Here is a 19650-nt window from a genome sequence, read left to right on the forward strand (position 1 = left end):
GGCCGCCGTCAGGAACCGGCGGCGGCCCACCAGGCTTCGTCGATCTCGCCGCGGGCCACGATCTCCGCCGGGCCCGACAGCGTCGACGCGCCGCGCGACACCGTCACCGAAACGCGGCCGCCCGGGATGTCGACCGTGGCCGCGCCGGTGTCCGTGCCCGCCAGGTGGACCGCCGCCGCCACCGCGGCGACCGTGCCCGTGCCGCAGGCCCGGGTCTCCCCAACGCCGCGCTCGTGCACGCGCATCCGCAGCGCGCCTTCGCCGAGCCGGTTGACGAACTCGAGGTTGACCCCGTGCGGGAACACGTCGTGGTCGAAGTCGGGCTGGTCGCGCAGGTCGAGGTCCGCGACGTCGTCGTCGAGCACCGACACCAGGTGCGGGTTGCCGACGTCGACCGCCACGCCGGAGAACGGACGGCCGGCCACCACCGTGACCGACGTGCCGGTGATCGTCGCCGGTCCCATGTGGACGGTCACCGAGCGGTCCGGGTGCACCACCACCGGGCGGTCGCCCGCGCGGGTGCCGACGACGAACTCGCCCTCGGTCGCCAGGCCGGAGTCGACGAGGTGGCGGGCGAAGACCCGCACGCCGTTGCCGCACATCTCCGCGATCGAGCCGTCGGCGTTGCGGTAGTCCATGAACCACTCGCCCGCGGACGGCAGGTCGAGCTCGGCGGCGCGGACGACGCGCAGCACGCCGTCGGCCCCGAGGCCGCGGCGGCGGTCGCACAGCGCGGCGACCCTCGCCTCGGTCAGCTCGAGGCGGCCCGCCGCGTCGGGGAGCAGCACGAAGTCGTTCTGCGTGCCGTGCCCCTTGAGGAACTCGATTCCGCCCATGGGGGCAAGATTACCGGCCCAGGGTATCCAGGACGCGCTCGGCCAGCCCCGGCCCGGCGCCGTCGAACCAGTGGATCCGCTTGTCGCGCTTGAACCAGGACCGTTGCTTCCGGACGAAGCGCCGCGTCGCCTGCGCCGTCGCCGCGGCGGCCGCGTCGAAGTCGCCTTCGCCGTCCAGCTCGGCGAGCACCTGCTGGTAGCCGAGCGCCCGGGACGCCGTCTTCCCGTCGCGCAGGCCCGCTTGCACCAGCGCGCGGACCTCGTCGACCAGCCCGGCGGCGAACATCCGCCGGACGCGCTCGTCGACGCGCTCGTCGAGCTCGGCGGGATCGCGGTCGACGCCGACCACGACGGTGCCGTACCGGGCCGGGCCCGGCTCGGGCAGGTTCGCCGAGAACGGCTCGCCGGTGATCTCGATGACTTCGAGGGCACGCACGATCCGCCGGGTGTTGGTCGGCAGGATCGCCGCCGCCGCGGCCGGGTCGCGTTCACCCAGCCGGGTGTACAACGCGGGCGTGCCGAGCTGCTCGGCCTCCGCGTCCAGCCGGGCCCGGACGGCCGGGTCCGTGCCGGGGAAGCGCAGGTCGTCGAGCACGGCCTGGACGTAGAGGCCGGACCCGCCGGCCAGCACCGGGACCCGGCCGGCGGCCAGGATCCGCTCGATCTCGGCGCGCGCCTCGCGCTGGTAGGCCGCGACGGACGCCGTTTCGGTGACGTCCAGGACGTCGAGCAGGTGGTGCGGGACGCCGCGGCGCTCCTCGGCGGTGGCCTTCGCCGTGCCGATGTCCATCCCCCGGTAGAGCTGCAGGGCGTCGGCGTTGACCACCTCACCGCCCAGCTCCAGGGCCAGGTCGACGGCGAGCGCGGTCTTGCCGGTGGCCGTCGGCCCGACCACCGCGAGCGGGACGACGGAGCTGTTCACGGCGGCTGACGATACCGGCGGGCCGCCACGGAGCGTCCACCGGAAGTAGGATCACGTGCTTCGAGTGGCTCATCCGGTACCACGGTGCGCGCTGAGCTGCTTGAATGCCGCGTGGGGGCCGTAGCATCCGAGCACGGCCCGTGACGACCGCATTACCCGGCCCCGCTTCCGCGGCGGGGCGCCCGCGCGAGCGGGCGTACAGGCGATAAGGAGCCTGCGATGGCCCAGGAGAACACTTCCACCGGTACCCCGGCCCCGCACCCGGTGCCGCACGCGCTGCACGCCGGGCACGCCGCCCCGCCCGTGCCGCCCGCCGAGCCCACCCCGTCCACCTGGGGCCGGATCGACGACGAGGGCACCGTCTACGTCATCACCGCCGAGGGTGAACGCGCGGTCGGCGTCTGGCAGGCAGGCAGCCCCGACGAGGGCCTGGTGCACTACGCCCGCCGCTTCGACGACGTGCGCACCGAAGTCGAGCTGCTCGAGACCCGGCTGGTCTCCGGCGCGGGCGACCCGAAGCACGCGCTGTCGAGCGCCACGCAGCTGCGCGACGGGCTGGCCGAGGCCGCCCTGGTCGGCGACCTGGCCGCGCTCGCCGCGCGGCTGGAGTACGTCATCGGGCACGCCGAGAAGGCGCTGGCCAGCGCGAAGGCCGAGCGTGAGGAGGCCCGCGCGGCCGCCGTCGCCCGGAAGCAGGAGCTGGCCGAAGAAGCCGAGAAGATCGCCGCCGACTCCACCCAGTGGAAGGCGGCGGGCGACCGGCTGCGCGCGATCCTCGACGAGTGGAAGACGGTCAAGGGCGTCGACCGCAAGACCGACGACGAGCTGTGGAAGCGGTTCTCGAAAGCCCGTGAGGCGTTCAACCGCCGCCGCGGGTCGCACTTCGCCGAGCTGGACAAGCAGCGCGCCGCGGCGAAGCAGCGCAAGGAGGAGCTCATCGCCGAAGCCGAGGCGATCAGCGAGTCCGACGACTGGGGCGAGACGGCCGGGCGCTACAAGGACCTGATGACCGAGTGGAAGGCCGCCGGCCGCGCGCCGAAGGACAGCGACGAGGCGCTCTGGCAGCGGTTCCGCGCGGCGCAGGACAAGTTCTTCGCCCGCCGGTCCGCGGTGTTCTCCGAGCGCGACGCGGAGTTCGCGCAGAACGCGGCCCGCAAGGAAGAGCTGCTGATCGAGGCCGAGAAGATCGACGCGGCGTCGAACCTCGAGGCGGCGAAGGGCGCGCTGCGGCGCATCCAGGAGCAGTGGGACGAGATCGGCAAGGTCCCCCGCGAGCGGATCCGCGAGCTCGACGGCCGGCTCAAGGCGGTCCAGGACGGCGTGAAGTCGGCCGAGGACACCCGCTGGCGCCGCACCGACCCGGAGGCCCAGGCCCGGGCCGCGCAGTTCCGCGAGCGCGTCGAGCAGTTCGAGGCCCAGGCCGAGAAGGCGCGAGCGGCCGGCGACGAGCGTCGCGCCAAGAAGGCCGACGAGCAGGCCGCGCAGTGGCGTGAGTGGCTGCAGGCCGCCGAGGCCGCGGTCGCCGACCGCTGAGCCCCGAGTCCGTGGAGGCCGCATCGAGGGACTCGGAGTCCCTCGATGCGGCCTTCACGGCTTTCCGGCTCGGTAAGCGGAGGGTTAACGCATCACCCGAAGCGGTGTGACGGGCTGCACGGCCGGGGGTCTTCCGGCGCTTTCCGCGCCCCGCGGTGCTCCACTTCGATCATGAGCAGAACATCGAACCTCGTGTCCGCACTGGTCGTAGCCTGCACCGTCGCCCTCGCCGTCCCGACCGTCGCGCTGGCGGCGGGTGGCCCGGCCCCGGCCGCCGTCCAGGGGCACAAGAAGCACCAGGCCAAGGTCGACGCCAAGGCCGACAAGACCCGCGTCAAGGTCGGCGAACAGACGAAGATCAAGGGCTCCTTCGCCGACCTCGGCGGGCAGGAGAGCATCGCCGGCGGCGAGCCGGTGATCGTCCAGCAGCTGCAGGCCGGCGTCTGGGTGGACCTGACCACGGGCACCTGCCGGCCGAACGGGAACTTCGTGTTCAGCCTGAGCTTCAGCGTCCGGGCCAGCCTGTCGCTGCGGGTCTACCACCCGGAGACCGATCTCTACGTCAGCGCGGTTTCGAGCGTCATCGGTCTCGTGGTGATCTAGGACCGCGAGAACGCCGTCCGCATCCACTGCACCGCGAGGCAGATCATCGCGATCCAGGCGATGATCAAGCCGATCCCGGGTCCGCCGCCCGCGGCTCCGCTGGCGTGCGACGACTGCTGCGACCAGATGGCCAGCAGCCCGTCCACCGAGGCGAACCAGCCGCCGGCGGCGCACACCCAGGCCAGCCACCACCGGCGCGTCACCAGCGCCAGCGCCGAGGCGAGGATGCCGACCCCGGTCGACGTCGCCGCGAACAGCTGCGGGATGCCGCCGCCCTCGCCGGCCAGCACCTGCCAGCCCGCGTGCTCGCCGACCCACGGCAGGAGCAGGCAGACCAGCAGCACGAACGAAAACACGGCGATGGTGAACCCGCGCCGGCCCAGCTCCACCGTCCGGGACGCGTGCTGGCCCACCTCGTCGATCTCGGCGGCCAGCTCGGCCAGCTCCCCGTTGCCCTTGGACTCCGTCACAGCGCACACCCACTCACCGGCTCGGGCCGGGCGGCCGGGGCACCGAACCCCGGCAGGCCCAGCGTGACGCCGCTCGTCTTCGGCCGCAGCCCGGCCTCCGCGTTGTCCCCGGCCCGCGTCCGCCGGTGCGACAGCAGGTCGCCGTCGGCCACCAGGTGGTGCGGCGCGCCGTAGGTCACGACCGTCTCGACGACGTCGCCGGGGCGAACCTGCGCGTCGCCCGGGGCGAAGTGCACCAGGCGGCCGTCACGGGCGCGGCCGCTCATCCGCTGCGTCTCGGCGTCCTTGCGGCCTTCGCCCTCGGCGACGAGCAGCTCGACCTTCCGGCCGACGATCTTCTTGTTCTCTTCCCAGGAGATCGCGTTCTGCAGCTCGACCAGCCGGTCGTAGCGCTCCTGCACGACCGCCTTGGGCAGCTGGTCCGGCATCGTCGCGGCCGGCGTGCCCGGGCGGATCGAGTACTGGAAGGTGAAGGCGCTGGAGAACCGGGCCTGCTCGACGACGTCGAGCGTGGCCTGGAAGTCCTCCTCGGTCTCGCCGGGGAAGCCGACGATGATGTCGGTGGTGATGGCCGCGTCCGGCATCGCCGCGCGGACCTCGTCGAGGATCTTCAGGAAGCGCGCCGAGCGGTAGGAGCGCTTCATCTCGCGCAGCACGCGGTCGGAACCGGACTGCAGCGGCATGTGCAACTGGTGGCAGACGTTCGGCGTCTCGGCCATGGCTTCGATGACGTCGGAGGTGAAGGCGGCCGGGTGCGGCGAAGTGAAGCGCACGCGCTCGAGGCCGTCGATGCCCCCGGTCGCCCGCAGCAGCTTCCCGAACGCCAGCCGGTCACCGAACTCGACGCCGTAGGAGTTCACGTTCTGGCCGAGCAGGGTGACTTCGAGCACGCCCTCGGCGACGAGCGCCTCGACCTCGGCGAGGATCTCGCCGGGCCGCCGGTCGCGTTCCTTGCCGCGCAGGGCGGGGACGATGCAGAAGGTGCAGGTGTTGTTGCACCCGACCGAAACGGACACCCAGCTCGCATAGGACGATTCGCGTCGCGCGGGCAGCGTCGAAGGGAAGGTCTCGAGGGATTCGAGGATCTCGACCTCGGCCTCGGCGTTGTGCCGGGCGCGCTCGAGCAGGGTGGGCAGCGACCCGATGTTGTGCGTCCCGAAGACGACGTCCACCCAGGGCGCACGCTTGACGATCTCCCCGCGGTCCTTCTGGGCGAGGCACCCGCCGACGGCGATCTGCAGGTCCGGGTTCGCGACCTTGTCCGGCCGCAGGTGCCCGAGGGTGCCGTAGAGCTTGTTGTCCGCGTTCTCCCGGACGGCGCAGGTGTTGAACACGATCAGGTCGGGCTTGGCGCCCTCCCGCACCGGGGCGTACCCGGCGTCCTCGAGCTGCCCGGCGAGCCGCTCGGAGTCGTGCACGTTCATCTGGCAGCCGAAGGTGCGGATCTGGTACGCCCTGGGTGCCTGCTTCTCGGTCATCGACCACCAGGGTAACCCTCGCCCCACCAGCGGAAGCCGCCGCCTCGGCCGCTCGTGACCGCCGTCGCTGCCGCCAGGCGGCTTCCGCGACCACACGTCCTCGGCGTCGCGGGCAGAACGGCGGCATCGCAACCCGTAAGTTACCGAACGGTAACTTATCGTCGTCGTATCGGAAAGCGCATACGGGACGGCAACACCGCGCCGCCTTGACTGGCGGCATGTCCTCCAGCCCTTTGCCGTCCCCGTCCGCCACGGTCGTCACGAAGACGGGGATCACGATCTACGGCTGCGGGCCGGACGAAGCCGTGCTGTTCCGGGAACTGGCGCCGCGCTTCGGCGTCGTGCCGACCATCACCGAGGCCGCCGTTTCGGAAGCCACCGCGGACCTGGCCGCCGGGAACCGCTGCGTCAGCATCGGCCACAAGACCACGGTCACCAACGCGACGTTGCGCGCCCTCGCCCGGGCAGGCGTGGAATACGTTTCGACCAGGAGCATCGGCTTCGACCACCTCGACGTCGACCACGCGCGGGCCGTCGGTATCACCGTCGGGAACGTCGCCTATTCGCCCGACAGCGTGGCCGACTACACCGTGATGCTCATGCTGATGGCGGTGCGCGACGCGAAACGCGTCATCCGCCGCACGGACACCCACGACTACCGGCTGAACGCGGTCCGCGGGAAGGAACTGCGCGACCTGACCGTCGGCGTGGTCGGGACCGGGCGCATCGGCCGGGCCGTCGTGCAGCGGCTGCGGGGCTTCGGCTGCCGCGTCCTGGCCTGCGACGAGCGTCCCCAGACCGCCGTCGAGTACGTCGACCTCGACGAACTGCTGCGGCTGAGCGACATCGTCACGCTCCACACCCCGCTCACCCCGGCCACCCACCACCTCCTGGACCGCCGCCGCATCGCCGGGATGAAACCGGGCGCGTTCGTCGTCAACACCGGACGCGGCCCGCTGCTCGACACGGCCGCGCTCACCGAAGCACTGGAAAGCGGCCGGCTGGGCGGCGCGGCCTTGGACGTCATCGAGGGCGAAGAAGGAATCTTCTACGCCGACTGCCGCACCCAGCCCCTCGGCCACGCAACCCTGCCGCGGCTGCAGCGGATGCCGAACGTGCTCATCAGCCCGCACACCGCGTACTACACGGACCACGCGCTGAGCGACACCGTCGAACACAGCCTCGCCAACTGCCTGCTCTTCGAAGAGGGGAAACACCATGAATAGGCTCAAAACCGGGATCGTCTTCGGCGGCGCGTCCGAAGAACACCCCGTCTCCGTCAAGTCCGCGCAAGAAGTCGCGAAGCACCTCGACACCGCGAAGTACGAACCGTTCTGGATCGGGATCACGAAAACCGGCACCTGGCGGCTGTGCGACGGCCCGGACACGGACTGGGAAAGCACGGATTCGCGTCCCGCGGTGCTGTCGCCGGACCGCGGCACCCCCGGGCTGCTCGTCCTCGACGAGGGCAAGTACGACCTGATCGGCCTGGACGTCGTCCTGCCGGTGCTGCACGGCAAGTTCGGTGAGGACGGCGCGATCCAGGGCCTGCTGGAACTCTCCGGCATCCCGTACGCCGGCTGCGACATCCCGAGTTCCGCGCTGTGCATGGACAAGTCGCTCGCCTACCTCGTCGCCCGCGGTGCCGGGATCGCAACGCCGGACTTCCGGATCGTCTCCCCCGGCGAAGACGCCGGCGGGCTCACCTACCCGGTCTTCGTGAAGCCCGCCCGCTCGGGCTCGTCCTTCGGGGTCAGCAAGGTGTCCCGGGAGGAAGAGCTGGCGGCCGCGCTGGCGAGCGCGGGCCAGTACGACTCGAAGGTGCTGATCGAGGAAGCCGTCGCCGGCAGCGAGGTCGGCTGCGCGATCCTGGGCAACGGCCCGGAGCTGTTCGCCGGCGAGGTGGACCACATCGCGCTGTCCCACGGCTTCTTCCGGATCCACCAGGAAAGCACGCCCGAGAGCGGCTCGGAGAACTCGACGCCGATCGTGCCCGCCGACATCCCGGCGGAGTCGCGCGCGCTCGTCCAGGAAACGGCGAAGGCGATCTACCGCGCCATGGGCTGCCGGGGGCTGGCGCGCGTGGACATGTTCCTGACGGCGGACGGCACGGTCGTCCTCAACGAGGTCAACACGTTGCCCGGCTTGACGTCCTACAGCCGGTACCCGCGGATGATGGCCGCGGCCGGGCTGCCGCTCGCCGAGGTGCTCGACCGGGCCGTCGCGCTCGCGCTGACGGGCACCGCCCGGTGAACGCCGACTTCGGCTACCTCGACGAGTGGGCACCCGGCATCCGCTGGGACGCCAAGTACGCCACGTGGGACAACTTCACCGGCAAACCGGTCGACGGGTACCTGGCGAACCGGATCGTCGGCACCCGGGCGCTGTGCACCGCCCTGGGGAACGCGCAGGAAAAGGCCGCATCGCTCGGCTTCGGCCTGCTCGTCTGGGACGGCTACCGGCCGCAACGCGCCGTCGACCGCTTCCTGCGCTGGTCGGCCCAGCCGGACGACGGCCGGACGAAGCCGCGGCACTACCCGAACATCGACCGGCCCGGGATGGTCGAACAGGGGTACGTGGCCGCGAAATCGGGCCACAGCCGGGGCAGCACCGTCGACCTGACGCTCTACCACCTCGGCACCGGCGAGCTCGCCGCCATGGGCGGCGACCACGACCTGATGGATCCCCGCTCACACCACGGCGCGAAGGGGATCACGCCGGCCGAGACGCGGAACCGGCACCACCTGCGCGGCGTCATGGAGGACTGCGGGTTCACCGCGTACGAGCGCGAATGGTGGCACTACACGCTGAAGGACGAGCCCCACCCGGACACCTACTTCGACTTCCCCGTCGCGTGACCGGACGGCGCGGGCAGCTGCACCGTGACGCGCAGCCCGCCGCCGGCACGGGGAGCGAGGTTGAGGATCCCGTCGTGCGCCCGGGTGATGCTGCGGACGATGGCCAGGCCGAGCCCGACGCCCGCCGGGCCGCTGCGGACGCGTTCGGCACCGCGCTGGAACGGCTCGGTGAGCGTCGCGACCAGCCGCGGGGAGAGCTGGGCGCCGGTGTTCTCGACGGTGAGCAGCACGAACCCGGCGCGGACGGCGGTTTCGATCCGCACGGTGCCGGCTTCCGGGAGGTTGTGGACGATGGCGTTGTGCAGGAGGTTCGTGGTCAGCTGCAGCAACAGGGCCGGTGACCCGCTGGCCGGCGTCACGCCCCCGGACGTCTCGACGGCGACGCCGTGCCGTTCCGCGAACGGGAGCAGGGATTCGGCCGCCTCCTCCGCGATGAGGGACAGGTCGACCGGCTCCGGCGTGAAGGAGCCCTGCTCGGCGCGGCCGAGCAGGAGCAGCGCCTCCGTGACCTCGATCGCCCGGGCGTTGACGGCGTGGAGGCGTTCGACGAGCTCCCCGGCGTCCCGGTCCGGGTCGGTGCGGGCGACTTCGAGCATGGCCTGCGAGATCGCCAGCGGCGTGCGCAGCTCGTGCGACGCGTTGGCGGCGAACCGCCGCTGCTCGGCGACGTGCGCTTCGAGCCGGGCGAGCATGGTGTCGAAGGCGTCGGCGAGCTCGCGGAACTCGTCGTTGCGGCCCGGCAGGCGGATCCGGTGGGACAGCGAGCCGTTCGCGGACAGCCGGGTGGCCTCGGTGATCCGGCCCAGCGGCGCGAGCATCCGCCCGGCGAGGAGCCAGCCGCCGAGCAGGCCGAACACCAGCAGGAACAGCAGCACCGCGACGGCCGCCGGGCCGAAGACGGCCGGGCCGAAGTTGCGCGGGTCGAACGCGCGCAGGAAGTCCGACGGGCGCGGGATCAGGATGTGCAGGGGCGTGCCGCGCAGCAGGAACACCCAGACCGCCGTGAGCAGCAGGAACCCCGCGAGCATGAGGAACCCGGCGTAGCTGAGGGTGAGCTTGAGGCGGACGCTCAGCCCGGGTTCCCTATCCACGGTCCCCGCCGATGCGGTAGCCGACGCCGGCCACGGTGGCGATCAGCCAGGGCTCGCCGAGCCGCTTGCGCAGGGTCGAAACCGTGATGCGCACGGCGTTGGTGAACGGGTCGGCGTTCTCGTCCCAGGCCCGTTCCAAGAGCTCTTCGGCGCTGATCACCCCGCCTTCGGCGGCGACGAGCACTTCGAGCACGGCGAACTGCTTGCGGGTCAGTGCGACGTACCGGCCGTCGCGGTAGACCTCGCGGCGGAACGGGTCCAGCCGCAGCCCGGCGATCTCCCGCACCGGCGGCCGGCTGTGCCCCCGCCGGCGGTCCAGCGCCCGGAGCCGCAGCACGAGCTCCCGCATCTCGAACGGCTTGGTGAGGTAGTCGTCGGCGCCGAGCTCGAACCCCGTGGCCTTGTCGTCGAGCCGGTCGGCGGCGGTCAGCATCAGGATCGGCGTCCCGCTGCCGGAGGCGACGATCCGCCGCGCGACCTCGTCACCGGACGGCCCGGGGATGTCCCGGTCGAGCACGGCGATGTCGTAGGAGTTGACGCTCAGCAGCTCCAGCGCGGTGTCCCCGTCGCCGGCGATGTCGGCCGCGATCGCCTCCAGGCGCAGCCCGTCGCGGACGGCTTCCGCCAGGTAGGGCTCGTCTTCGACGATCAGCACACGCATGCGCCCGATGCTACGAGGCGGCGCATTTCGCGCGCATATCGAAAACCGGGTACGCCCCGGCAACACCCCGCTGCCTTCACTCGGGGCATGACCCACGACTGCGCCGTTCCCGTCCCCGTGACCGTCTTCGCCGACGTCCCGGCCGTGGCCAACCTCGGCCCCGGCCTGCTCGCCGCCCTGCGCCGGGCAGCGGCCGACGCCGCGGCCGACGGCGTCGAGATCTTCGTCAACGGCGGCTGGCGGTCCCCGGAGTACCAGGCGGGGCTGCTCCGCCAAGCCGTCGCGAAGTACGGCTCGGCGGAGGCGGCCGCCCGCTGGGTGGCGACCCCCGACACGTCGGCGCACGTGTCGGGGGAAGCCGTCGACATCGGGCCCGCCGCGGCCCGGGTGTGGCTGTCCGCGCACGGCGCGCGGTACGGGCTGTGCCAGATCTACCGCAACGAACCCTGGCACTACGAGCTGCGCCCCGAGGCGATCACCGGCGGCTGCCCGCCCCTGTACGCCGACCCCTCACACGATCCGAGGCTGCGGCGCACCGGAGCGCGTCACCAGCCGACGGCGACCACCAGCCACTGCGGGTCCCCGTGAGAGACGAACGAGGACTGCCCGGCCACGTCGTCGTACGGGAAGCCGTACGCGAGGTGGTTGATGCCGTGGTCGTGCCAGAACTTCGCGTAGTAGTTCGCCGGCGCGGCCTTGTAGTAGTTCGCCGGGTCCTGCCACTGCGACTGCGGCAGCTGGGCGGTGTGCCGGTTCAGCGCCGCGCACGTGTTCGGGTTGCCGGCCAGCGAACCCGCGCAGCCGGTGATGTTCGACGTCGGCTCGTTGACGCCGACCGACTGCGCGTAGGCGGTGAAGTAGTTCGCGTACTTGCCACCCGCGCGGAAGTCGGGCGCGCTGCCCGGGGCCGGGATCCGGTACGGCGCGTTCACCGTCGCCAGCCCCTTGAACTCGGTCGGCACCTCGGCCTGGAAGCGGGCGAAGGTGGCCGACCGGTCCTCCTGGAACAGCCCGTAGTCGTCGCCGACCTGGACGTCGTAGCCGTCGTGCGCGTGCAGCCGCATGGCGAGCTTCAGCGCGAACGCGTCGACCCGGGTGGTGTTGCCGTTGAACACGTCCGGGCCGACGGTGAACTCGATGAAGTCGGCGTACTGGCCGTTCGGGGTGCCGAGGGAGAAGTACATCCGGCCGGCCGAATTGGCCGGCATGTCGATGTAGGGCTGCTCGGCGATCGAATGCGTCTGGCCGCCGAAGTTCCAGTACACCTGGCTGTCCGGGTACTTGCCGTTGGTCCGGTTGAGCACCTTCACGGTGAGCACGTTGCGCGCGGCCGGGATGCTCGAGGTGTCACCCCAGAACGAGTCGGGCGGGACGCCCGCGCCGGGCTGGGTGGTGCCGCCGCCGGTGCCGTAGACCTGGAACTCCCACAGCGAGACGCCGTACGGGGTGGCCCGGGCCGTCGTGTACAGCCGGACGTACCGGCCGGCGCCGGTCACGTTCAGGGTCTGCGTGCCGCCGGTCCCGCTGGTCGTCTGGTACACAGTGGACCAGCCGGAAGCGTTGTCGGACACCTGGACCTGGAACGCCGTCGCGTAGGCGGCCTCCCAGTTCAGCACGACCCGGCTGATCGTCGCGGCACCGCCGAGGTCCACCTGGATCCACTGTGGATCGCTGAACTGCGACGACCAGCGGGTGCCGGTGTTGCCGTCCACCGCGGCGGAAGCCGGTGTCCCGGCGTTCTCCACCGATGACGCGGTGACGGCTTTTCCCTGCGAGATCAGGGTGTCCGCCGCCTGGGCGGCGGGGGCGGCGAGGCCGAGCGCGGCGACCGCGAGGGCGGCCGCCAGCGTCGCCAAGCGGGTTCCGGGTCCGCGGCGGCGGCGCCGCGGCAGGGCGTTCGTGGGCATGGTTCCTCCCTGGCCGGGAAGTGGGGCGGACCCGCCGCCGGTCAGGGGACGGCGTCGTCCGGCTCGTCCCGTGACGCCGGGCGGATGCCCACGAGGGCCGGCGGGGACGATCGGTGAAAAGGTTCATACCACCGCCCCGGACCTGTCAACCCTTGACAGCCCGGGGTCCCGGGGCGATCCTCGGAACCGGTTCCGTATCGACCCTCTGCGTGGCGCCGCCACCCGCCCAGGGGCCGGCTCACCGGGAGTCAGCCATGCCCCTCCGCACGGGCCCCGCCGTGTCAGCCACCGTGTCAGCGCGGTGGCCGCCGGGTGTCAGCCGCCCCGGCGATCGTGGTTTCCAGCAAGGCACACCACGACCGCACAGGAGCTCACGATGCAGACCTTCGCCACCCCCGCCCCGATCGCCGCTCTCCTCGACCTCCCCGCGGGCCGCGTCCGGCTCGTCGCCGCCGACCGCGCCGACACCACGGTCGAGGTCCGGCCCGCGGACCCGGGCAAGAACCGCGACGTCAAGACGGCCGGCCGGACCACGGTCGAGTTCGCCGACGGCGTCCTGCGGGTCCGCACGCCGGAGCCGGAGAACCGGTTCTTCGGCCCCACCGGATCCGTCGAGATCACCGTCGAACTGCCCGCCGGTTCGCGTGTCGAGGCCAAGGCCGCCGCCGCCGAGTTGCACGGGACCGGCCGCCTGGGCGACGTCGCCTTCGAGGGCGCGTACCGCGAGATCAAGCTGGCCCGGGCGGCGAGCGTCCGGCTCACCGCCACCGACGGCGACGTCGAGGTCGGCCGCCTGGACGGCCCGGCGCAGATCAGCACCGCCCGCGGTGACATCCGCATCGCCGAAGCCGTCCGCGGCGAGGTGGTGCTGAGCACCCGGTCCGGCGCCATCTCGGTCGGCGCGGCCGCCGGGGTCTCGGCCTCCCTGGACGCCGGCACGTCCTACGGCCGCGTCGACAACTCGCTCAAGAACGACGGCGCCGCGGACCTGCGGATCCGCGCCACGACCTCGCAGGGGGACATCGTCGCCCGCAGCCGGTGACCGGAGGTCCACTGTGGACGGAGGCGGCCCGGTGCGCCGGCACCGGGCCGTCAGGCCGCGAGGTCGGCGAGCACCGCGGCCGCCGCGCGCTGCCCCGAAACCAGCGCCCCCTGCACCGAAGGCGTGTCGCGGTGGTCGCCGCAGACGTACCGGCCGCGGCTCACGCGCACCGGGCGCCGCAGGGGAGCACCCGCACCGAACACCGGCAACGCCCGGGGCAGCGCGTACACCTTCAGCAGCTCCCAGCCGGCCGTGTCCGTCTCGTAGACGCGCGCCAAGCGCTGCCGCACCCGCGGTTCCAGACCGGGGTCGGCGCGGCCGGGCACCGACGCCGAGATCAACGCCGACCCGGGCGGCGCGTAGCCCGGCGCGACGTCACTGAGCACCGCCGTGTTGAGCAGCAGCTCGTCCAGGCCGTCGACGATCAGCGTCGGCGAGTGCAGGGGCGAGACCCCGGCGCGGTAGTAGAAGGTCGTCACCGCGTGCCAGTCCGGCGCCTCGACGCCGGGCAGCAGCCGCGCGGCCGTGTCGCCCTCGGTCGCCACCACGACCGCGCGCGCCCGCACGTCCTCCCCCGCCGTCGTGCGGACGCCGTCCGCGGTGACCTCCGCGACCTCGACGCCGGTGCGGACCGGCAGCCCGGCGGCCAGCTGCCGCGGCAGCGCCTGCATGCCCTCGGCCGGCAGCACCCCGCCGCCGCGCAGGAAGCTGCGCCAGATCAGGTGGAACAGCCGGCCCGACGTCGCCAGCGCCGGGTCGAGGAACACCCCGGCGAGGAACGGCCGCAGCACCTCTTCGACCGTGGCCCGCGACAGCCCCCAGCGCCGCAGCTCTTCGGCGGTGGTGCGCCCGCTGTCGCCGCGGGCCGCCGTCAGCACGTCCCGGACGGCCAGCCCCGCCATCCGCACGCTGTCGACCGGACGGCCCGCGAAGAACTCCGCGGCACCACGCACCGCGGAGACGCCGTGCCACGGCCCGGCGAGCCAGCGGCGCCCGGAACCCGTCATCGCGACCGTGCCGCGCGTGAACGGCCGCGGCCGCAGCGCGCCGACGTCGGCCAGCCGCCGCACCGCCGGGTACGCGGGCAGCAGCACCTGGAACCCGCGGTCGAGGCGGAACCCGTCGACGACGTCGGTGCGCACCCGGCCGCCGACGTCGTCACCCGCTTCCAGCACGGTGACCTCGGCCCCGGCCCGGCTCAGCCGCGCCGCCGCGCTCAGCCCCGCCAGCCCGCCACCCACGACGACGACGTCCACGCCGTGCTCCCTTCGTCCTCCGCAGCATGCCCGCGTGGCCGGTGACCAACCACTCGGCCACCGGATCTGGCACGATCGGGCGGTGACCGGCACGCGGCGGAGACGAGCGCTCGCGCTGGCGGGCGCCCTGCTGCTGGCGCTCACCGCGTGCAGCTCCGGGTTCAGCGGCTTGAAGCTGCGGATCGCCGCGGGCAACTCCGGCGGCGTCTACGACAAGCTCGCCCAGACCCTCGCCACGGCGTGGGCCGCCGGCCTGGACATCGACCGGCCCGCCGTGCTGCAGACCCAGGGCTCGCCCGACAACCTCGACCGGGTGCTCGCCGGGACCGCCGACGTCGCGTTCGTCGCCGCGGACGTCGCCGCCGACCGGTACAAGCGCGACCCGCGGCTGGCCACCCTCGCCCGCATCCACGACGACTACCTGCACATCGTCGTGCGCACCGACTCCGACATCCGGACCGTCGAGCAGCTGCGCGGCCGCCGGATCGCGACCGGCGCGCCGTCTTCGGGCGTCGAGTACATCGCCAGCCGGCTGCTGGAGGCGACCGGGCTCGCCGGCTCGGTCACCACGAGCGCGCGCGGCCTGGACGACTCCGTGAGCGCCCTGCTCGGCGGCCAGATCGACGCGTTCTTCTGGTCCGGCGGCCTGCCGACGCCCGGCCTGGCCAAGTACAACGACAAGCAGTCGCTGCGCCTGCTCGACATCGCCGACGTGATGCCGAAGATGCAGGAGCTCAACCAGGTCTACGGCACCGCGTCCATCCCGGCCAGCACCTACAACCAGACGGGCCCGGTGACCACGCTGCTGGTGCCGAACTTCCTGGTGGTGCCGAAGTCGATGAGCGACGACGTCGCCGAGGCGCTGGTCCGCGGCCTGTTCGACGCCCGCCAGCAGCTCGCCGTGGCCAACCCGGCGGCGTTGTCGATCGACGTCCACCCGGGCATCGAGACCCAGCCGATCCCGCTGCACCCGGGCGCGCTGCGCTACTACCGGGCGGTCAAGACCTAGGCGGCCGGGAACGTCATCGTGATCCGCAGGCCGCCGCCTTCGGGCAGGTCCAGGGCCAGCTTGCCGTCGGAGTGCGCGGTCAGCTCGCTGACGATCGCCAGGCCCAGGCCCGAACCCGGCACGTTCTGGTGGGCCGGGCTGCGCCAGAACCGGTCCAGCGCGCGCTCGAGCTCCTCCGGCGGCAGCCCCGGGCCGTGGTCGCGCACAGACAGGCTGACTTCGTCGCCTTCGCGCTCGACCGCGACCCGGATGTCCGTCCCGGCCGCGGTGAACTTCAGCGCGTTGTCCAGCAGCGCGTCCAGGATCGTCTCGGCACCGCGCGGCGGCATCCGGACCCGCGCGCCGTCGCCTGCGGCGGCCACGACCAGCCGCACGTCCCGGGCCTCGCCGACCACCGACCAGTCGGCGACGCGCTCGGCCACCACCTCGTCCAGCACCACGGGGTCCAGCTCGCCGCCGGAGGCCTCGGCGCGGGCCATCGAGAGCAGGCCGTCGAGGATCTGGTGCAGCCGCCCGGCGTCGATCCGCGCGGCCTCCAGGTCGGCGGCGGACTGCTCGTCCACGACGTGGCCTTCGAGGTTCCCGAGCCGGATCTTCAGCGCGGTCAGCGGGTTGCGCAGCTGGTGGGAGGCGTCCGCGACGAACGCGCGTTGCGCGGCCAGCGCGCCGGACACGCTCTCGGCCATCCGGTCGAACGACCGCCCGAGCTGCCGCAGCTCCGGCGGCCCGCCGCCCTCCCCCACCGGCTCGGCCTCCCGGCCGCTGACCACGGACGCCACCAGCGCCCCGGTCGCGTCGTCGAGCCGCTTCACCGGCCGCAGGATCCACCGGACGACCGGGATCGCCACGGCCAGCGCCAGCACGAAGGCGAGGATCCCGCCGGCGGCGAGCAGCAGCCACCACCACAGCACTTCGGCGCGCTCGGTCCCGGTGTCGGACACGGTGAGCACCGCGCCGCGCACCTCGCCGTCGGCGAGCACCGGCTCGGCGAGCACCAGCGGCGTCGAATCCCACGGCATCAGCACGCCGGAGGGCTGCGACCGGCGGCCGGCCAGCGCTTCGTGGACGGGGTCGCTGATCCGCTCGGCCTTGAGGTCGATCCGCGCGGCCGCCGGGCCGAGCGAGGTGACGACCGGCTTGCCGTCCTGGTCGACGACGATCACCTGGACGCCGTACACCTCCGTGTAGCGGCGCACGTCGGGCTCGAGCAGGTACGGCTTGTTGTCGAGCAGCGGCCGCTGCGCCAGCGAAGCGAACCGGGCGGTGTCGGTCAGCCGGTCGAGGAACAGGTCCTGCCGCGCGCCGGCCGCGATGGACGTGGCGAGGGGGATGCCCAGGCCGAACACCAGGAGCGCGACCAGGGTCAGCACGATGCCCTGCAGCCGGACCCGCACGGCGTCAGCTCCGGGCGGTCTGGCCGCCGAGCCGGTAGCCGACCCCGCGGACCGTCTCGATCAGGGCCGGGCGGCCCAGCTTCGTCCGCAGCGTCGCGACGTGGACGTCCAGCGAACGGCTCTCCGCGGGGCCGCGGTGGCCCCACACCTCGGTGAGCACGTGCTCGCGCGAGCACACCGCGCCGCGCGCGCCCGCCACCAGCGCGAGCACCTGGAACTCCTTGCGGGACAACGCGATCGCGCGCCCGTCGACGAGCACCTCGTGCCGCGACAGGTCGACGCTGACGTCCCCGACCTCGATCACGACCGGCTCGCTGACCGCGTGCTCGCCGCGGCGGCGGCGCACGGCCTCGACCCGGGCGAGCAGCTCCTCGACGTCGTAGGGCTTGACCAGGTAGTCGTCGGCGCCCGCACGCAGGCCCGCGATCCGGTCGTCGACCTCGCCGCGCGCCGAGACGACGATGATCGCGACGTCACTGACCGCGCGGATCTGGCGGCACAGCGTCACCCCGTCGATGTCCGGCAGGCCCAGGTCGAGCAGGATGACGTCGACCTCGTGGACGCGTTCGAGCACGCCGGCGCCGGTGGCGAGCCGGGCGATCGCCAGCCCGCGCCGGGTCAGCGCCGGGATGAGGGCGCCCGCGACCCGGTCGTCGTCCTCCACCAGCAGCACCCGCACCCCGTCCGCCTCCCATGGTGACCTGCCTCACCGGCCGGTAGCGCCGAACTCTAGGACGTCCCGTCACGGGACGCACGAGCCACCCGGCCGGTGACTGTGGGTTACCCTGACGCCGATACTCCCAAATGGGACATCGATACGCAGTTGAAACCCTAAGTATTGCTCAACTCGGCTTGCCAGCCGGTGCAGCAACGGTAGGTTCTCGCCATCGCGTGGTGACCCACGCCGCATTCGAACGACCCTGGAGGCCAGATGACCGCGGAGGTGGCGGCGCCGATGATCAAGGCGTCCGCCGTGAACAAGTACTTCGGCGACCTGCACGTGCTCAGGGAGATCACGCTCGAGGTGCCCCGCGGCCAGGTCGTGGTGGTGTTGGGTCCGTCGGGCTCGGGGAAGTCGACCCTGTGCCGGGCGATCAACCGCCTCGAGCCGATCAACTCGGGCGAGATCGCCGTCGACGGCGTCCCGCTGCCCGCGGAGGGCAAGGCCCTGGCGGCCCTGCGCGCCGACGTCGGCATGGTGTTCCAGTCGTTCAACCTGTTCGCGCACAAGACCATCGTCGAGAACGTGATGCTGGCGCCGACGAAGGTCCGCAAGGCCTCGAAGGACGAGGCCCGCAAGACGGCGATGGAGCTGCTGGAGCGCGTCGGCATCGCCAACCAGGCCGACAAGTACCCGGCCCAGCTTTCGGGTGGCCAGCAGCAGCGCGTCGCGATCGCGCGGGCCCTGGCCATGCGGCCCAAGGTCATGCTGTTCGACGAGCCGACCTCGGCGCTGGACCCGGAGATGGTCCAGGAGGTCCTGGACGTGATGACCGGCCTGGCCAAGGACGGCATGACGATGCTGGTCGTCACCCACGAGATGGGCTTCGCCCGCCGGGCAGCCGATCGGGTGATCTTCATGGCCGACGGCGAGATCGTCGAGGACACGACGCCGGAAGAGTTCTTCACCGCGCCCAAGAGCGAGCGCGCGAAGGACTTCCTCGGCAAGATCCTGACCCACTGAGCACTTTCCCCGGCCACGCGGCCGGGCGAGATTCGGAAGGAACCTGAGAGACGATGCGGTTGAACCGAGTTCTGCAGGTCGGCGCGGTCGTGATGGCCGCCGGGCTGGCCCTGACGGCCTGCGGCGGCGGGTCCGGCAGCGGCGCGAGCGGCGACAAGAACCTGGTCCAGCGGGCCAAGGACAACAAGAAGCTGACGATCGGCATCAAGTTCGACCAGCCGGGCCTCGGCCTGAAGAAGCCGGACGGCACCTACGCCGGCTTCGACGTCGACGTCGCGAAGTACATCGCGAAGCAGCTCGGCGTCGACGAGTCGGGGATCACCTGGAAGGAAGCGCAGTCCGCGCAGCGCGAAGACCTGATCAAGAAGGGTGAGGTCGACTTCATCGTCGCCACCTACTCGATCACCGACAAGCGCAAGAACGACGTCTCCTTCGGCGGCCCGTACTTCATCGCGCACCAGGACCTGCTCGTGCGCCAGGACAACACCGACATCACCGGCCCCGAGTCGCTGACCGGCAACAAGAAGCTCTGCTCGGTCAAGGGCTCGACCCCGGCGCAGAACGTGAAGACGAAGTACGCCAAGGAGGTGCAGCTGCAGGAGGTGGGCAAGTACACCGACTGCGTGACCGCGCTCCTCAACGGCACGGTGGACGCGATGACCACCGACGACGTCATCCTCGCCGGCTACGCGGCGCAGCAGCCCGGCAAGCTGAAGCTGGTCGGCAAGGGCTTCACCGACGAGAACTACGGCGTCGGCCTGAAGAAGGACGACGCGGACGGCAAGGCCGCGATCAACAAGGCCATCCAGCAGATGGAGCAGGACGGCTCCTGGGAGAAGTCGCTGCAGACGAACGTCGGCCCGTCGGGCTACAAGATCCCGGCCGCGCCCGCGATCGCTCCCTGAT

Annotated in this window: 20 protein-coding genes; 10 read left to right on the top strand and 10 right to left on the bottom strand. The window is 72.4% G+C overall.

What is annotated here, in order from left to right:
- Nucleotides 1–8: 8 nt before the first annotated feature.
- Together dapF and miaA are read right to left on the bottom strand one after the other, a co-directional pair.
- Entirely contained in the window at nt 9–836 is an 828-nt protein-coding gene (gene dapF, locus ACWEN0_RS16445; RefSeq protein WP_451973860.1) for a diaminopimelate epimerase, read from the bottom strand.
- A gap of 10 nt (nt 837–846) precedes the next feature.
- The gene (gene miaA, locus ACWEN0_RS16450) at nt 847–1758 is read right to left on the bottom strand and encodes a tRNA (adenosine(37)-N6)-dimethylallyltransferase MiaA (RefSeq protein ID WP_451973862.1); all 912 of its coding nucleotides are present in this window, start codon (nt 1756–1758) and stop codon (nt 847–849) included.
- A gap of 219 nt (nt 1759–1977) precedes the next feature.
- Here miaA and ACWEN0_RS16455 point away from each other — a divergent pair, with 219 nt between their 5' ends.
- The gene (locus tag ACWEN0_RS16455; protein WP_451973864.1) at nt 1978–3291 is read left to right on the top strand and encodes a DUF349 domain-containing protein; all 1314 of its coding nucleotides are present in this window, start codon (nt 1978–1980) and stop codon (nt 3289–3291) included.
- A gap of 171 nt (nt 3292–3462) precedes the next feature.
- The gene (locus tag ACWEN0_RS16460) at nt 3463–3894 is read left to right on the top strand and encodes a hypothetical protein (RefSeq protein WP_451973866.1); all 432 of its coding nucleotides are present in this window, start codon (nt 3463–3465) and stop codon (nt 3892–3894) included.
- Here ACWEN0_RS16460 and ACWEN0_RS16465 read toward each other — a convergent pair.
- Nucleotides 3891–4364 carry an Rv2732c family membrane protein gene (locus ACWEN0_RS16465; RefSeq protein WP_451973868.1) on the bottom strand — a complete coding sequence of 158 codons (474 nt, stop codon included), beginning with the start codon at nt 4362–4364 and terminating at the stop codon, nt 3891–3893. The two genes, ACWEN0_RS16460 and ACWEN0_RS16465, sit on opposite strands and share 4 nt — an antisense overlap.
- Complete coding sequence (miaB, locus tag ACWEN0_RS16470) at nt 4361–5842, bottom strand: tRNA (N6-isopentenyl adenosine(37)-C2)-methylthiotransferase MiaB (RefSeq protein WP_451973870.1); 1482 nt, start codon at nt 5840–5842, stop codon at nt 4361–4363. Before miaB ends, ACWEN0_RS16465 begins: the two co-directional genes overlap by 4 nt.
- A 218-nt stretch (nt 5843–6060) precedes the next feature.
- Here miaB and ACWEN0_RS16475 point away from each other — a divergent pair, with 218 nt between their 5' ends.
- From ACWEN0_RS16475 to vanX, 3 genes are read left to right on the top strand one after another with little or no spacing between them, the layout of a single operon-like run.
- On the top strand, nt 6061–7068 hold the full coding sequence (locus ACWEN0_RS16475; protein ID WP_451973872.1) for a D-isomer specific 2-hydroxyacid dehydrogenase family protein: 1008 nt from the start codon (nt 6061–6063) through the stop codon (nt 7066–7068).
- The gene (vanA, locus tag ACWEN0_RS16480) at nt 7061–8095 is read left to right on the top strand and encodes a D-alanine--(R)-lactate ligase (protein ID WP_451973874.1); all 1035 of its coding nucleotides are present in this window, start codon (nt 7061–7063) and stop codon (nt 8093–8095) included. The genes ACWEN0_RS16475 and vanA overlap by 8 nt, the downstream gene beginning before the upstream one ends.
- Complete coding sequence (vanX, locus tag ACWEN0_RS16485; RefSeq protein WP_451973876.1) at nt 8092–8700, top strand: D-Ala-D-Ala dipeptidase VanX; 609 nt, start codon at nt 8092–8094, stop codon at nt 8698–8700. Before vanA ends, vanX begins: the two co-directional genes overlap by 4 nt.
- Here vanX and ACWEN0_RS16490 read toward each other — a convergent pair.
- Nucleotides 8676–9791 (bottom strand): sensor histidine kinase, encoded by a 1116-nt coding sequence (locus ACWEN0_RS16490; RefSeq protein ID WP_451973878.1) that lies wholly within the window; start codon nt 9789–9791, stop codon nt 8676–8678. The genes vanX and ACWEN0_RS16490 overlap by 25 nt on opposite strands.
- Nucleotides 9784–10452, bottom strand: a complete 669-nt coding sequence (locus ACWEN0_RS16495) for a response regulator transcription factor (protein ID WP_451973880.1) — start codon at nt 10450–10452, stop codon at nt 9784–9786. The genes ACWEN0_RS16490 and ACWEN0_RS16495 overlap by 8 nt, the downstream gene beginning before the upstream one ends.
- Nucleotides 10453–10539: 87 nt before the next feature.
- Here ACWEN0_RS16495 and ACWEN0_RS16500 point away from each other — a divergent pair, with 87 nt between their 5' ends.
- A complete protein-coding gene (locus ACWEN0_RS16500) occupies nt 10540–11040 on the top strand; it encodes a M15 family metallopeptidase (protein ID WP_451973882.1) in 501 nt (166 codons plus the stop codon).
- Here ACWEN0_RS16500 and ACWEN0_RS16505 read toward each other — a convergent pair.
- The gene (locus ACWEN0_RS16505; RefSeq protein WP_451973884.1) at nt 10998–12359 is read right to left on the bottom strand and encodes a beta-1,3-glucanase family protein; all 1362 of its coding nucleotides are present in this window, start codon (nt 12357–12359) and stop codon (nt 10998–11000) included. The two genes, ACWEN0_RS16500 and ACWEN0_RS16505, sit on opposite strands and share 43 nt — an antisense overlap.
- Nucleotides 12360–12735: 376 nt before the next feature.
- On the opposite strand from ACWEN0_RS16505, the gene ACWEN0_RS16510 reads away from it, so the two are divergent.
- Nucleotides 12736–13401: a DUF4097 family beta strand repeat-containing protein gene (locus ACWEN0_RS16510; protein WP_451973886.1), complete on the top strand. Its 666-nt coding sequence runs from the start codon at nt 12736–12738 to the stop codon at nt 13399–13401.
- Nucleotides 13402–13451: 50 nt separating this feature from the next.
- Here the strand turns inward: ACWEN0_RS16510 and ACWEN0_RS16515 are convergent, their stop codons facing one another.
- Entirely contained in the window at nt 13452–14657 is a 1206-nt protein-coding gene (locus ACWEN0_RS16515) for an NAD(P)/FAD-dependent oxidoreductase (RefSeq protein ID WP_451973888.1), read from the bottom strand.
- Between the two features lie 82 nt (nt 14658–14739).
- On the opposite strand from ACWEN0_RS16515, the gene ACWEN0_RS16520 reads away from it, so the two are divergent.
- The gene (locus tag ACWEN0_RS16520; protein ID WP_451973890.1) at nt 14740–15666 is read left to right on the top strand and encodes a TAXI family TRAP transporter solute-binding subunit; all 927 of its coding nucleotides are present in this window, start codon (nt 14740–14742) and stop codon (nt 15664–15666) included.
- On the opposite strand, the gene ACWEN0_RS16525 is transcribed toward ACWEN0_RS16520, so the two are convergent.
- A complete protein-coding gene (locus ACWEN0_RS16525; RefSeq protein ID WP_451973892.1) occupies nt 15663–17060 on the bottom strand; it encodes a sensor histidine kinase in 1398 nt (465 codons plus the stop codon). The genes ACWEN0_RS16520 and ACWEN0_RS16525 overlap by 4 nt on opposite strands.
- A 4-nt stretch (nt 17061–17064) precedes the next feature.
- On the bottom strand, nt 17065–17739 hold the full coding sequence (locus tag ACWEN0_RS16530; RefSeq protein ID WP_451973894.1) for a response regulator transcription factor: 675 nt from the start codon (nt 17737–17739) through the stop codon (nt 17065–17067).
- 276 nt (nt 17740–18015) lie between these two features.
- Between ACWEN0_RS16530 and ACWEN0_RS16535 the strand changes: the two genes are divergently transcribed.
- Together ACWEN0_RS16535 and ACWEN0_RS16540 are read left to right on the top strand one after the other, a co-directional pair.
- A complete protein-coding gene (locus ACWEN0_RS16535) occupies nt 18016–18744 on the top strand; it encodes an amino acid ABC transporter ATP-binding protein (protein WP_284741287.1) in 729 nt (242 codons plus the stop codon).
- 53 nt (nt 18745–18797) lie between these two features.
- Entirely contained in the window at nt 18798–19649 is an 852-nt protein-coding gene (locus ACWEN0_RS16540; protein ID WP_451973896.1) for a glutamate ABC transporter substrate-binding protein, read from the top strand.
- The last annotated feature ends 1 nt before the right edge of the window (nt 19650 follow it).

Source organism: Amycolatopsis sp. NPDC004378 (assembly GCF_053602455.1).